Below are 14863 nucleotides of genomic sequence, written 5' to 3' on the forward strand. Positions count from 1 at the left end.
GGGGATTAAATGAAAATAATATAAAAAGTAAAATACACATTCACCGTTGCAGGACTTGGGCTGATTTTAACAGCTTTGTTCTTTATTTCAGATACCCGGAATTTTCTGAACAACTCTTATACTACTGAAGGAACAGTTGTAGACCTTGCCAGCATCAGGTCAGGAAGCTCATACACCTACCGACCTGTTGTCGTATTTGAAACACTTGATGGCACAATCACAGAGTTTATTTCATCAACCGGATCCAATCCACCCAGCTTTTCAAGAGGGGAACAAGTAGAAGTTCTGTATCAGCCGTCATCTCCCGAAGAAGCGGAAATTAACAGTTTCCTTACTCTGTGGGGAGGGACTCTCATTTTCGGCTCTCTAGGTATTGTATTCTTTTCTGTCGGCCTGATTATCATCTTAATCGGGAGAGCCAGTTCTAAGAAAATGAACAAGCTGAAAGAGAAAGGAGTTCCGGTACAAGCAAAAGTCAGGGGCATTCAAATCAACACCTCACTGAGTGTCAACGGTCAACACCCATACCAAATCCACGCAGACTGGGAAAACCCTTCCACTTCTGAGCTGATGACATTTATCTGTGACAATATATGGTTCGACCCAACTGAGCACATCGGTACTGATGACATCACGGTACTGATTGAGGAAGGAAATCCGAAAACATACTACGTTGATATTTCATTCCTTCCGAACACTTAAGCGATAATACTGATATAAAAAACCTCCCCATTCGGGGAGGTTCAAACTAAATCACCGGCGTTTCCGTCGTCACACCCTGATTCTGGCCGCGATGACGCAGCAGATGGTCAAGCAATACAATCGCCAGCATAGCTTCTGCGATAGGCACTGCGCGGATACCCACACACGGGTCATGACGGCCTTTGGTAATAAGCTGAGTCGGCTCACCCTGTCTGGTGATGGTGTCACCCGGTACGGTAATGCTTGAAGTCGGCTTAAGCGCGATATGGGCGACGATATCCTGGCCGGTAGAGATGCCACCGAGAATGCCACCAGCGTGGTTGCTGGTAAAACCGTCCGGCGTCAGCGGGTCACGGTGCTGGCTGCCCTTCTGGTTTACCACATCAAAACCGTCACCAATTTCGACACCTTTCACTGCGTTGATGCTCATCAGTGCATGGGCAATATCGGCGTCCAGACGGTCAAACACCGGCTCACCGAGACCGACCGGTACTTTTGAAGCCACCACAGTCAGGCGCGCACCGATAGAGTCACCCTCTTTCTTAAGATCGCGGATCAATTGGTCAAATTGCTCAACTTTGTCGACATCCGGACAGAAAAAGGCATTATTTTCGATTTCATCCCAGTCCACTTTATCGATGGTCACATCACCCATCTGAGAAAGATAAGCGCGCACTTCCACACCAAACTGGTCTTTAAGATATTTCTTGGCAATCGCACCTGCGGCTACACGCATAGCGGTTTCCCGTGCCGAAGAGCGGCCGCCGCCACGATAATCACGAATGCCGTATTTCTGATGGTAGGTATAGTCAGCATGACCAGGACGGAACTTGTCTTTGATCTCTGAGTAATCTTTTGAACGCTGGTCGGTGTTTTCAATAAGAAGGCCGATAGAGGTACCAGTGGTTTTGCCTTCAAATACGCCGGAAAGGATTTTCACTTCATCCGGTTCGCGGCGCTGGGTGGTATAACGGGAAGTGCCCGGGCGGCGGCGGTCCAGATCGCCCTGAAGATCGGCTTCGGTAAGCTCTAATCCCGGAGGGCAGCCATCCACCACACACCCCAGTGCAATACCATGACTCTCACCAAATGTGGTGACGCGAAAATGTTGTCCTATGCTGTTTCCTGCCATTACTTCCTCTGTAGCGCCGGGCCCTGATAATCCCGGCGGAATGCTCATTGTTGGTGCCTTTCATATTGTCGTTAACCCGGTACGATGTAAACCCCGTACCATAAAAAAACGCCGGCTTCAAAAGCCGGCGTTTAAATCATCACTCAAAAGCTGTATCAGTCTTTGTACAGTTTAAACTCTTCAGCGCACTCGACCAGTTGATCACGGGTCAGCATAAATACGCCGTGGCCACCGTTTTCAAACTCGATCCAGGTGAACGGGATCTCCGGGTACTGTTCCATCATGTGGATCATTGAGTTACCCACTTCACACACCAGGATACCCTTGTCGGTCAGGTAATCCGGCGCGTTAGCCAGAATGCGGCGCACCAGTTTCAGACCATCGGTACCGGCTGCCAGGCCCAGCTCAGGTTCGTGAGTGAACTCTTCCGGCAGGCTGTTCATGTCTTCCTCGTCCACGTATGGCGGGTTAGTCACGATCAGGTTGTACTTGTCTTTTGGCAGGTCGCGGAACAGATCAGAGCGGATTGGGAACACCTGCTGCTCCATACCGTGGTCCTGAATGTTTTGCTCGGCTACTTCCAGCGCGTCAGCTGAAATATCAATCGCATCGACTTCCGCTTCCGGGAATGCGTGCGCACAGGCAATCGCGATACAGCCGCTGCCGGTACACATATCCATGATACGGGTTGGCTCTTCAGTCAGCCATGGCTGGAACTCAGCCTGGATCAGTTCACCGATTGGCGAACGGGGCACCAGTACACGCTCATCAACAAAGAACTCAAGGCCACAGAACCAGGCTTTGTTAGTCAGGTAGGCGGTTGGAGTCCGCTCGTTGATACGACGAACTACGCGCTCAACGATGCGCAGACGCTCACTGCTGGTCAGGCGTGAATTGAGTACATGCGGCGGTACGTCAATTTGCAGATAAAGAGTTGGCAGGATCAGCTGAACCGCTTCATCCCATGCGTTGTCTGTACCGTGACCGAAAAAAAGACCGGCTGCATTAAAGCGGCTGACCGTCCAGCGGATCATATCCTGAAGGGTGTGAAGCTCTGACACCGCTTCTTCTACGAAAATCTTATCCAATTTTGCCTCCGAATAGCTACAATACGGCTATTCCAATTTGTTTTTTAATCCCATGAACAAGAAAGACACCGAACAAGATGAACTCTCCCTATTCAGGGATGCCGTCAAAGGCGTAAAAAAGTTGCAACAGGATACCATAGTCCGGCAGCTAAACAGAAACACCAAACAAAAAGAAATCCTGCGTTCTAACCGCGAAGCGAGTGACAACGAATTCTACTTCTCAGACGAGTTTGAACCTCACCTGGATGATGAAGGGCCGACCCGCTACGCACGCTCAGATGTCTCCAAATACGAAGTGAAACGTCTGAGACGGGGCGTGTACGTGCCGGATGTGTATCTGGATATGCATGGCATGACCCAGCAGGAAGCCAAACGCGAACTGGGCGCGATGATCGCCCACTGCGTGAAGGAGAGTGTTCACTGTGCCTGTGTGATGCACGGGATCGGCAAACATATCCTTAAACAAAAGGTTCCGCTGTGGCTGGCGCAGCATCCGGATGTGATGGCCTACCACCAGGCTCCGCTGGAATTTGGTGGTGATGGCGCTCTGCTGGTGCTGCTCAGTATTCCGGAAAAATAACCGTTGCTTAAGGGTGAATATGCCAGAGCAGTTCGCCCTGCTCTTTCTCCACATCAAACTCCACACACGCCAGTCCCGATGTCGGGAACATAGGTGGTGCCATACCGGTGACAAACTCAGCGGTCAGGTAGCCCACCAGCGGCAGGTGCGAAACCAGCAATACACTCTCAAGCCCTCGTACTTCAGCCAGTGCTTTCACATAGTGATACACTTCTTCAGAATCGCCGTATGGGGTAATGTCCCCGCACTCTTCAACCCGGGCCGGATCCACGTTAAAACTCCCGCTGATCTCCTGCCAGGTCTGCTGAGCGCGCACATAAGGGCTGACCAGCACCAAATCGAACTCAGAAAAGCCCTGCTCACAACAGGCTCTGGCAACCAGACGCGACTGGCTGACACCCCTTTTGGTCAGGTTTCTTTCTGAATCACTGGCAGCGAACGTTTCCGCTTCACCATGGCGCATAATAAAAATTTTCATTGTTGTACCCGTTATCTAAAATTACAGCTGTGGACGGGAAGCCCTCAGGGCAGATAACCGCCTAGTGTAACCGCACTCAACAAGCCGAGTATATCAACTTGATGTCATCAGACTTCGACTTTGGTAACAAAGCATTAATTTTTTTGTGATCTCCGCTTTGCAGCACGCCTTTAGCCAGTCATAATTAAATCAATAGCTTTTATGGAGATAAGCCTGTGCATGTCAGCCCGAACGATAAGAACAAATACCGCTATTTGCAACTCGACAACGGGCTGAAAGTTCTGCTGGTCCAGGACCCGAATGCGCAGAAATCCGCCGCTGCACTGGCGGTCAACGTCGGCCACTTCGATGATCCGCAACCGCGGGAAGGGCTGGCACACTTTCTTGAGCACATGCTTTTTCTCGGCACTGAAAAGTACCCTAAAGTCGGTGAGTTCCAGTCATTTATCAGCCAGCACGGCGGTAACAACAACGCCTGGACAGGCACCGAACACACCTGCTTTTTCTTCGATGTCTCTCCCGCTGCGTTTGAGCGGGGCCTGAAACGCTTCAGCCAGTTTTTTGTTTCCCCGCTGTTTAATACCGAAGCGCTGGAAAAAGAGCGCGAGGCGGTTGAGTCTGAGTACAAACTCAAGCTCAAAGACGACATGCGCCGTCTGTATCAGGTACAAAAAGAGGTGATTAATCCGGCGCACCCGTTTGCCAAATTTTCGGTCGGTAACCTGGAGACCCTCGGCGACCGGGACGGGATATCACTCCGCGATGAGATGATCGACTTCTATGAAAGCCATTACTCCGCAGATTTAATGACCCTGGCTATCGCCGGTAACCATCCGCTCGATGAGATGGAGGGCTGGGTACAGAGCCTGTTCTCTCCGGTAAGAAACAACCAGCTGGCCGGCAAGAAAATCACCGTTCCCCTTACTCTTGATGAGCACAAAGGGCAATACATTCAGGTCGAGCCGGTGAAAGACAGCCGCAAACTTCTGATGGCCTTCACCCTGCCGGAAATGGATCAGTATTACGATTCCAAACCGCTCTCCTATTTTGCCCACCTGCTCGGTTATGAGGGCAAGGGCTCTCTGATGCTGCACCTGAAAAACAAAGGCTGGATCAACAGCCTGGGCGCAGGCGGTGGCATGAGCGGCAGCAACTACCGTGAGTTTACAGTCAGCTGTAACCTCACACCGGAAGGTCTGGAACACATTGATGACATCGTTCAGGCCACCTTTGAATATATGGAGCTGATCCGTGCAGGCGGATACCAGGAGTGGCGCTATAAAGAGAAACAGGCGGTTCTGGAATCGGCGTTTCGTTTCCAGGAATCGGTTCGTCCGCTGGATCTGGTCAGCCATCTGGTGATGAACCTGCATCACTACCCGGAAGAGGATGTGATCTACGGCGATTACCGGATGAGCCATTTTGACCCGGCACTGCTCGCTGACATTCAGCGCTATTTCTGCCCGGAAAACCTTCGCCTGACGGTTATCGCCCAGGGGCTGGAGTGCGATAAAACCGCGCGCTGGTATCACACCCCATATTCGGTCCAACCGATCAGCGAAGAGCAAAACCGCCGCTGGAATGCGCCGGCACCCGCTGAAGACATGACACTGCCCCCGGTTAACCCGTACATCTGTTACGACCTGGATCCGCTGCCGCTGGAGTCTGATCACACCACGCCTCAGCTGATTGAAGAGCAGGAAGGCTTTCGCCTCTGGCACCTTCAGGAGCGTGATTTCCGGGTACCCAAAGGCGTTATCTATATCGCCATCGACAGCCCGCATGCGGTGGCCACTCCCCGCAATATCGTCAAAACCCGGCTGTGCGTCGAGCTGTTCCTCGACTCACTGATCAAAGAGACCTACCAGGCCGAGATTGCCGGTATGGGTTACAACATGTATGCCCACCAGGGCGGGGTTACCCTCTCCCTGAGCGGCTTTACCCAGAAACAGCCTCAGCTGCTGAAAGTGATCCTGGATCGCTTTGCCGCCCGCGAATTCAGCCCGCAGCGCTTTGATACCATCAAGCAGCAGATGCTGCGTAACTGGCAAAACGCCTCCAAAGACCGCCCGGTATCCCAGCTGTTTAACGGCCTGACCGGTCTGCTGCAGCCAAACAACCCACCGCATGAGGTTCTGCTGGAAGCACTGGAAACCATTGAGGTGGATGAGCTGGCGAGCTTTGTAGAAAGCATCATCGCCGAACTGCACGTTGAACTGTTTGTTTACGGTGACTGGCACAGAGCGCAGGCTATTGAGCTGGGCAATACGATTAAAGATGCGCTGAAAGTTCAGAACCAGCGCTACGAAGAGACGCTGAGGCCGCTGGTGATGATCGGGGAGCACGGCACCTTCCAGCACGAAGTTTTTCCTGACCAGGCGGATTCCGCCATTGTGATTTACTACCAGTCAGAGAGCTGTGAGCCGAAAAACATCGCGCTGTACTCACTTGCCAATCACCTGATGTCAGCAACTTTCTTCCATGAAATCCGCACCAAACAGCAGCTCGGTTACATGGTCGGCACCGGCAATATGCCGCTCAACCGCCATCCGGGTATGGTGCTGTATGTACAGTCTCCAAACGCCGCGCCGGGTGAACTGTTGTCAGCTATCGATGAGTTCCTGAATGCTTTCTATATGGTGTTGCTGGAGCTGAACGAATACCAGTGGCAGAGCAGTAAAAAAGGCCTGTGGAATCAAATCGCCACACCGGACACCAACCTGCGCACACGCGCCCAGCGCCTGTGGGTCGCGATCGGTAATAAAGACCACAGCTTCAATCAGAAAGAAGTGGTTCTGGAAGAGCTGAAGAAACTCAGCCGCTCAGAAATGATCCGCTTTGTGGTCAACATTCTGAAGCCACGCACCTCCAACCGCCTGATCATGCACGCCAAAGGCAACGCCCACCTGGACGCAGAGCCACTGGATGTAGGGCTGGAAATCGGCTCGGTGCATGAGTTTCAGTTGTTGCCGAAGGACGGGGAATTGGGCTAACGCCCGGGCGCTGGGCGCTGGGCGCTGGGCGCTGGGCGCTGGGCGCTGGGCGCTGGGCGCTGGGCGCTGGGCGCTGGGCGCTGGGCGCTGCAAGATATTGCATCTCATAAACTGGCAGGTAAAGAGATAATTACGACCCTGTCTCACAAAGTAACCGCAAACGCCCCCCAGGGCCCAGGGCCTATAGCCCAGAGCCCCTTAGAAAATCAGTAAAAACTCTTCTCCTCCCCCGCCCTTGTCAACAACCCATCACACGGCGCAAAACGGTCTCCATATTTCTCAGCGAACTCGTTCATCAGGCTGACCAGCTCTTTCAGGCCGATCTGATCCATGTAACGGAACGGGCCGCCGAGGAATGGCGGGAAGCCGATGCCGAAGATGGCGCCGATGTCACCGTCACGTGGGCTGCGGATGATGCCCTCGTCCAGGCAACGGACGGCTTCATTAAGCATTGGCAACACGCAGCGCAGTGCCATATCACGCTCCGGAATGCGGGCTTCAGGGGTCAGTTTAAGCAGTTTGTATACGCTCTTATCGACCTCTTTCTTCTTACCTTTGTACTGGTAGAAACCTTTGCCGCTCTTACGGCCTTTGCGGCCATCATTCAGCAGGGTATCGAATACCGGCGGCGCGCTGAAACGCGGGCCCAGCTCTTCCACCAGGATTGGCATGATCTTCGCGCCGATATCCACGCCGACTTCATCGAGCAGGGTGATTGGGCCGACCGGAAAACCAAAGTTGAGCAGCGCTTCATCCAGCCCTTCGATCGGTTCACCACTCAGCAGCAGATGGGCAGATTCCGTCATATAGGGCGCCAGAATCCGGTTAACGTAGAAACCGGCTTTATCGGCCACAACAATCGGTGTCTTGCCCTGTTTTCTTGCCAGCTCAACGACCGTTGAAACCGTTTCATCCGATGTACCCTCATGCGGAATGACTTCCACCAGCGGCATTTTCTCAACCGGACTGAAATAGTGCAGACCCACTACGTTCTCAGGACGTTCAGCCTGAGCGGCGATCTGGTGAATAGGCAGTGATGAAGTGTTGGTAGCGAAAATGGTATTAGCATTACCATAGTGCTCAATATCTTTGACCATCGCCTGCTTCAGACCCAGATCCTCAAACACGGCTTCCACCACCACATCGGTATGCTGAAACGCGGTGTAATCCGTGCCACCAGAAAGCATCGCCATTTTATGCTGCAGGCCAGATTTGGTCAGAATGCGGCGTTTTTTCTGTTTGCTCAGCAGCTTGTAGCTGTAGTTCAGTGCGCCCAGCACGCCGTCGTTTGAAACGTCTTTAAACCGCACCGGCAATTTGGCTTTGGTCGCAGAAACAAATCCGATCCCCGCCCCCATCAGACCACCACCGAGCACACCCACCTTAGTGAGCTTACGCGGCGCAGCATCACTGCCGTGCTCTTTTTTCATCTCTGTGGTAGCAAAGAAAATCGAACGCAGCGCTCTGGACTCAGGAGTCATGCACAGTTTGCCAAACTGGCGCGCTTCTTCTGCCAGACCTTTTTCCAGACCGTGCTCAAGGCCATAACCGATCACTTCCAGGATTGCAGTGGTCGCAGGGTAGTTACCCCGCGCTTTGGCCTGGGTTTTCTTCGCTGCCTGGTCGAGGACAAAATTACGCCCCAGCTTCACTCCCGACAGCATCCGCTCTTTGGCCGCCAGCTTACGTTTGGCTTTGCCTTTGTTTTTCGCCATCTCTCTGGCGACATCGAGCAGAATACTGTGAGGCACGCTGGCGTCCACCACACCAAGATTTTTAGCTTTCTTCGCCCGCAACTGTTTGCCGGTCAGGATCATATCCAGCGACGGAACCAGACCGATAAGCCTTGGTAAACGCTGGGTGCCCCCTGAGCCAGGCAAAAGGCCAAGCTGCACTTCCGGAAGGCCGATGCGGGTTTTATCAGAGTCGCTGCACACCCGGTAGTCACACGCCAGCGCCAGTTCAAGACCGCCGCCCAGACACGGGCCGTGGATCGCCGCTACCGAAGGAAACGGCAGCGCTTCGAGCCTGGCAAACATCTGCTGGCCCTGTGTGGCCAGACCCTGCGCTTCTTCGGCCGTTGTGCAGGCGTCAAGCATGCGTACGTCGGCACCGGCGACAAAGTTGTCCGGCTTAAGGGAATGAATAACCAATCCGGACAGTTCGTTTTGTTTAGCTTCAAGCTCCAGCAGGATAGCCTGCATCTCTTCGCTGAACTGCGCCTGGAGGGTATTCATCTTCTCCCCCGGCACGTCAATAGCCAGCCAGGCCAGATTGTTGTCATCAATGGTTAACTGAAAAGCGCTTTTCCCTTCCATTACTCCACCTCCAATACCATTGCTGCGCCAAGGCCACCGGCCGCACAGGCCGTGTTCAGTGCCAGTCCGCCACCACGCCGCTTAAGCTCACGCAAAGTCTGAGTGATCATTCGTGCGCCAGTCGCGGCAAACGGGTGACCATAAGCAATGGAGCCACCCAGCACGTTAAATTTATCCATATCGATTTCACCAATCGCTTTATCCCGCCCCAGTACTTCGCGGGCGAACTTATCCGAGGCAAACATCTTCACATTCGCCAGCGCCTGAGCGGCAAAAGCCTCGTGCATATCGATCAGCGTCAGATCAGAAAGGCTGATACCCGCCCGGTCGAGCGCTATCGGCGTCGCGTGAGATGGTCCCATCAGCATATCGGTCTCCACACCAATTGCCGCAAACGCATAAGAGCGGATATAACCCATCACCTCAAGACCAAGCTCTTTGGCTTTACCTTCGCGCATCAGCAGAAGGGCTGCTGCACCATCGGTAAGTGGCGTGCTGTTCGCCGCCGTCACAGAGCCGTACTGGCGGTCAAACGCCGGGCGGAGTTTGGCGTACCCCTCAAGGGTAGAGTCACTGCGGATATTGTTGTCTTTGTCTATCCACTGTTTATAGGGCTCAGGAAATGCCGTCATCACTTCATCACGGATCCTGCCCTCATCCCAGGCTTTTGCGGCCAGGGTATGCGAGCGGTGCGCCAGTGCATCCTGTTCTTCGCGGGAGATACCATGGGTTTTGGCCATCTGCTCTGCCGTCTGCCCCATTGAAAGCCCGGTCGAATACTCAGCCACCGCAGGGGGAACCGGCATCAGGTCTTTAAAGCCAAGCTTGCTCAGAATGGACAACTTCTGCCCTGCTTTTTTGGCCTTGCTGAGAGCCAGCAAAGAAGAAGCCAGCTTCTTTGATACGCCGATGGGTAAAACAGAGGAGGAGTCCGCACCGCCGGCAATGCCCACATCAATGGTGCCGGACATGATGCTTTCTGCCACATTGGCCGCCGCCTGAAAACTGGTAGCACAGGCGCGGGTGACACTGTAGGCATCGGTATGAATGTTCATTCCGGTGCCCAGCACAATTTCCCGGGCAATGTTCGGCGCCTCAGGCATCTGAACCACCTGGCCGAATACCACCTGATCGATAATGGCAGGGTCGATGTCCGCCCGGGTCATCAGCTCGCTGACCACCATCTTACCTAAATCAACCGCCGGAACCTGGCCAAACTCAGTGCTTTGCCTGGCAAAAGGGGTTCGAAGCCCCGCGACCACCGCAATCCGCTCGCCATTGCGGGTGGTTAAATCCTGAATGCCCATCATATCTCCTTTTGACAGAGGTCAGACCTGTAATGTAACGAAAATGTTACCAGACCTAAACACATGTTTGAATCACTTTTTGTGCCAGAGCGTGAAGTGACGCAGGGGATATGTCATAGCCGGGAAAAAGAAGAGTGTAATTGCACGGTAAAACAAATAATTAACAGAGTGGTATTTACTGCTATGATGGAAGAGACAAAAAAAAACCACACATTACTGTGTGGTTGGAATCGATATATAGCGTATCGCCAAATTCAAAAAATCAGTTTCCTGATTAGGAGAAAGTAAAGTCAGCCTTCAAAAGGAAGTGTCATCTTGCTCAACATGTTGGAAAAAACCAACGAGATGACATGAGGTACTATAGCGCTTTCCCCTTACAGAAATTTGAACTAGATCAATTTAGTTGTAGTTTTATATCAATATACAGCCCGATACGCCGGTTTATTTGTTAACAGGAAGGAATGTCAGACAACGCACCTCTAACCACTCAAGCCCAATTTAAGCCTAATACTCATGAGGTTAAACCAAGTTTGACGAGGACCATTCCTTATATTCATAAAACAGATGGAGCGACCCAGGTCGATATTCAGGATGTTTGGAAAGAAAAGTCCCGGGGGGCCGGTCAACTCGGATATGGACAAGCAAAAAAAGTACGAAGCTCTGGTAAGAGCTTATCACCGGGATCTTTACCGTTACGCCTACTGGCTGTGTAAAGATGGACATGTTGCCGAAGATCTGGTGCAGGAAACCTGCCTGCGTGCCTGGAAAGCACTCGACAGCCTGCAGGATGAAAAGGCAGCCAAGTCATGGCTGATCACCATACTGCGGCGGGAAAACGCACGCAGATTTGAACGCAAACAGCTGGATCTGGTCGATATCGATGACCACGGCAACGACGCCAAAGTCAGCGATGATGGCCACCACCAGCAGGAATGGCTGCACAATCAGATAATGAAACTGGACCAGGACTACCGCGAGCCTTTATTCTTGCAGGTTGTGGGCGGATTCAGTGGCGATGAAATAGGCCAGATTCTTGAACTGAACACCAATACCGTCATGACCCGGCTATTCCGGGCCCGGAACCAGCTCAAAGAGTTGCTGGATAACACACAAACCGATAAGGGGGTACATAATGGATGATTTAGAGTTTCGCCGTCGCATTATGTCGGATCCCCGGACCAGGGACCGGGATACAGCACTGGCCGCCGCACAAAGTGAAACCAACAGTAACTTTCTGGACGAAGTGCTCAAACTCGACAGCCAGATTGAACAGGCAATGAATGTCGATGTGCCTGATGATCTTGCTGACCGTATTCTGTTCAATCAGAGCACGCAGCAGGAATCCAGTGTGGTGCCCTTTACCCGACGCAAAGCGCGGCGACTTACCGCCCTCGCCGCTTCTGTCGCATTTGTGGCGGGTATTTTGGTGAGTCAGCTGAACTGGTCTCCCGGTATTATCACTCCGGCCTACGCCTCCCTGGCTGATACTGCAGTTCAGCATGTGATCGATGAGTCTCCGTTTATCGATCCACTCGATGAGAAGGTCAGCTCCCGGCAGATCAACACCAAGATGAAGCCGTTTGCTTATCAGTTTACTGATAACTTCCCATACCACGTGTACTATCTGAACCACTGCGGTTTTGGTGATTCCAACGCACTGCACATGGTCTTTGAAGGAGAAACCGGTAAGGTCACGCTGTTTGTCACCAATCTTGCCAGTAGTGACAGCAAAGTGTTCGACAAACAGGGCCTGAAAGGCAGCATCACTCCTCTTGGCGACGCCAGCATGATACTGGTTGGAGAAAAAGGCGAAGATGTTGCTAAAATCGCCGAAAAACTGCGGCCAATCATCAAACCAGCCAGTTAATCAAAAAGCTCCGCATGTGCGGAGCTTTTCATATCCCCAAACGGGCAAAGTAGAGCACAAACTCTAATTTACTGCATTTTAGCGACATATACTGTTAATTGGCGCCCATTTCATGAATTTTATCACCAATTTTTTCAATGGTCGGATTTCTCATCTCATGCCTGGGTATTAGTATCAGCGCCACTGAGTTTTTACTCACCCCGTAAGTCTCCTTTAAAACATACTTCTTACGGCGTTCATATTAAAAAAATAGGTAGTAACCACATGAAAAACGTGCGTCTGTTTAAAAAAACGGCTATCGCTGCCACTCTGGCACTGGCCTCTTCACAAGCTCTCGCTGCTGGTTTCCAGCTTAATGCCCAGTCAGCCACCGGCCTTGGCCGCGCGTTCGCGGGTGATGCGGTAATTGCGGATAATGCTTCTGTAATGGCGCGTAACCCGGCTGCTATGGCGCTGTTTGATGATGTTTCTATGTCTCTGGGTTTTGTTGCTATTCAGACTAAGATTTCTGTGAAAGATACTGAATACAAAACTTTTACAGGCTTTGAAGGTGAGTCAGATTACGACAACGCAGGCGGCACCTCTGTTGCACCAAATATCCACCTGATTGTTCCTGTTAACGAGAAGTTTGCCTGGGGTGTAAACGCATACTCTAACTTTGGTACCAAAACCGAATTTGATGACACTTTTGTGGGAGCTGAGTACGGCGGCCTGACAGACGTAAAAAGTGCCAACATTGGCCTGGCAGGCTCATACCGAGTTAATGAGCAACTGAGCTTTGGTGCAGGCCTGGATATCATTTATGGCCAGGGAAAAATGGAGCGCAAACTAAGCTCAAAACTACCTGCACTTGTTGGTGGAGGGGAAACTGCACTTGAAGCAGAAGCTGATGGCTGGGCTCTGGGTTTCAACCTGGGTACCGTTTACGAGCTGGATGAGAACAACCGTTTCGGTCTGTCCTACCGCTATAGCCCAACTATCAATGCTAAGGGTGATATCACCAAATCAGACACAAAGTATGACACTCTGGTGATGCCACTACCTGATATGGCAGAATTTTCTGGCTTCCATAAAATCACAGACACAAAATTTGCAGTTCACTACAGCGTGCAGTGGATTGGCTGGTCTGCATTCGACAAGCTGGAAGTAAAAGGCGAGACTACCGATACACTAAAAGAGTACAAGTGGCAAAACGGTATGCACTACTCTGTTGGTGGTACTTACTACATGAACGAAAGCTGGACCCTGCGTGCTGGTTACATGCACGATACCAGTGCTCAAAACGAACTGACTTCAGTATCAGTTCCAGACTCAAGCCGTAACTGGTTCTCAGGTGGCTTTACTTACCACCTGGACCAGAAGTCAAACATCGACTTTGGCTTCACGTACCTGCTTGGACATGATGTATCCGTAAGTGAAACCACAATGGGGGTGAACCCAATCTCAGGTAATCCGTTTGAGGTTTCCTCTATTTCAGGAACAACTCGTGCTGATGCAATCCTGGTTGGTCTGCAGTACAGCCGTTCTTTCTAAGAGACTGAGCAAGTGCATTGATGAAGGGTTGGCTTTTGCCAGCCCTTTTTTTATTTCGGGTTCGCTGTCAGTGCTGAGCTGTCGCCACGCGAGGTGACTTTCGTATGTACTGAGAGCAGATCCCGAATCGCGCTTTACCTGCAGCATTCATGGGCAGTTAACGGGAGCGCGTTCGGGATGACCGCTGGATGGATGGTGCCTGATTTGAAGGTACGGATCGCTTTGCGGGATCCCGGATAGCGCCCACCAGCGAGTGTGTGACAAGTTCAGTGGAGCGCTTCCGGGATGACAAATTTTACATAAATTCAATGAACTACCGTCATCCCGGCCTCCGAGCCGGGATCTCGTGACACGATCTCAGACACAAAAATCTGCACCGGCACTACCGGTGAGAGATCCCGGATAGCGCCCGCCAGTGAGTGTGTGACAAGTTCAGTGGAGCGCTTCCGGGATGACAAATTCAACTTAAGATTCAATAAATTACTGTCATCCCGGCCCTGAGCCGGGACCCCGTGATGCGATCTCAGGAGCATAACTATGCACAGGCACTACTGGCGGGAAATCCCGGACAGCGCCCGCCAATGAGTGTGTGACAAGTTCAGTGGAGCGCTTCCGGGATGACAAATTCGACTTAAGATTCAACAAATTACTGTCATCCCGGCCCTGAGCCGGGACCCCGCAACGCAACCTCCAGAGCATAAATCTGCACAGGCTCTACCCGTGAGAGATCCCGGATAGCGCCCGCCTGCGAGTGTGTGATAAGTTCGGTGGAACGCTTCCGGGATGACAGATTTCATTTTAAATTCAACAAACTACCGTCATCCCGGCCTCCGGGCCGGGACCTCGTGACGCGATCTCAAACACA

General features: G+C 52.1%; 11 protein-coding genes. 6 read left to right on the top strand and 5 right to left on the bottom strand.

The window, feature by feature from the left end:
* Positions 1–75 precede the first annotated feature (75 nt).
* Positions 76–702 carry a DUF3592 domain-containing protein gene (locus ACVB80_RS19450; protein WP_481082941.1) on the top strand — a complete coding sequence of 209 codons (627 nt, stop codon included), beginning with the start codon at positions 76–78 and terminating at the stop codon, positions 700–702.
* A gap of 46 nt (positions 703–748) precedes the next feature.
* On the opposite strand, the gene aroC is transcribed toward ACVB80_RS19450, so the two are convergent.
* Together aroC and prmB are read right to left on the bottom strand one after the other, a co-directional pair.
* Positions 749–1834, bottom strand: a complete 1086-nt coding sequence (aroC, locus tag ACVB80_RS19455; protein WP_481082942.1) for a chorismate synthase — start codon at positions 1832–1834, stop codon at positions 749–751.
* A gap of 155 nt (positions 1835–1989) precedes the next feature.
* The gene (gene prmB, locus ACVB80_RS19460) at positions 1990–2922 is read right to left on the bottom strand and encodes a 50S ribosomal protein L3 N(5)-glutamine methyltransferase (protein WP_481082943.1); all 933 of its coding nucleotides are present in this window, start codon (positions 2920–2922) and stop codon (positions 1990–1992) included.
* A 52-nt stretch (positions 2923–2974) separates the two neighbouring features.
* Here prmB and smrB point away from each other — a divergent pair, with 52 nt between their 5' ends.
* On the top strand, positions 2975–3502 hold the full coding sequence (smrB, locus tag ACVB80_RS19465; RefSeq protein WP_481082944.1) for an endonuclease SmrB: 528 nt from the start codon (positions 2975–2977) through the stop codon (positions 3500–3502).
* A 7-nt stretch (positions 3503–3509) separates the two neighbouring features.
* On the opposite strand, the gene sixA is transcribed toward smrB, so the two are convergent.
* On the bottom strand, positions 3510–3980 hold the full coding sequence (gene sixA, locus ACVB80_RS19470) for a phosphohistidine phosphatase SixA (RefSeq protein WP_481082945.1): 471 nt from the start codon (positions 3978–3980) through the stop codon (positions 3510–3512).
* Positions 3981–4195: 215 nt separating this feature from the next.
* Between sixA and ACVB80_RS19475 the strand changes: the two genes are divergently transcribed.
* Positions 4196–6973: an insulinase family protein gene (locus ACVB80_RS19475; protein WP_481082946.1), complete on the top strand. Its 2778-nt coding sequence runs from the start codon at positions 4196–4198 to the stop codon at positions 6971–6973.
* A 206-nt stretch (positions 6974–7179) separates the two neighbouring features.
* Here ACVB80_RS19475 and fadJ read toward each other — a convergent pair whose 3' ends face one another.
* Positions 7180–9291 (bottom strand): fatty acid oxidation complex subunit alpha FadJ, encoded by a 2112-nt coding sequence (gene fadJ / locus ACVB80_RS19480; RefSeq protein WP_481082947.1) that lies wholly within the window; start codon positions 9289–9291, stop codon positions 7180–7182.
* A complete protein-coding gene (fadI, locus tag ACVB80_RS19485) occupies positions 9291–10598 on the bottom strand; it encodes an acetyl-CoA C-acyltransferase FadI (RefSeq protein WP_481082948.1) in 1308 nt (435 codons plus the stop codon). The genes fadJ and fadI overlap by 1 nt, the downstream gene beginning before the upstream one ends.
* Before the next feature lie 564 nt (positions 10599–11162).
* On the opposite strand from fadI, the gene ACVB80_RS19490 reads away from it, so the two are divergent.
* From ACVB80_RS19490 to ACVB80_RS19500, 3 genes are all read left to right on the top strand, one after another.
* On the top strand, positions 11163–11738 hold the full coding sequence (locus ACVB80_RS19490) for a sigma-70 family RNA polymerase sigma factor (protein WP_481082949.1): 576 nt from the start codon (positions 11163–11165) through the stop codon (positions 11736–11738).
* A complete protein-coding gene (locus ACVB80_RS19495; protein WP_481082950.1) occupies positions 11731–12465 on the top strand; it encodes a DUF3379 domain-containing protein in 735 nt (244 codons plus the stop codon). The genes ACVB80_RS19490 and ACVB80_RS19495 overlap by 8 nt, the downstream gene beginning before the upstream one ends.
* 264 nt (positions 12466–12729) lie before the next feature.
* A complete protein-coding gene (locus ACVB80_RS19500; RefSeq protein ID WP_481082951.1) occupies positions 12730–13998 on the top strand; it encodes an outer membrane protein transport protein in 1269 nt (422 codons plus the stop codon).
* The last annotated feature ends 865 nt before the right edge of the window (positions 13999–14863 follow it).

Source organism: Vibrio sp. 9-16B-A1, from assembly GCF_056726165.1.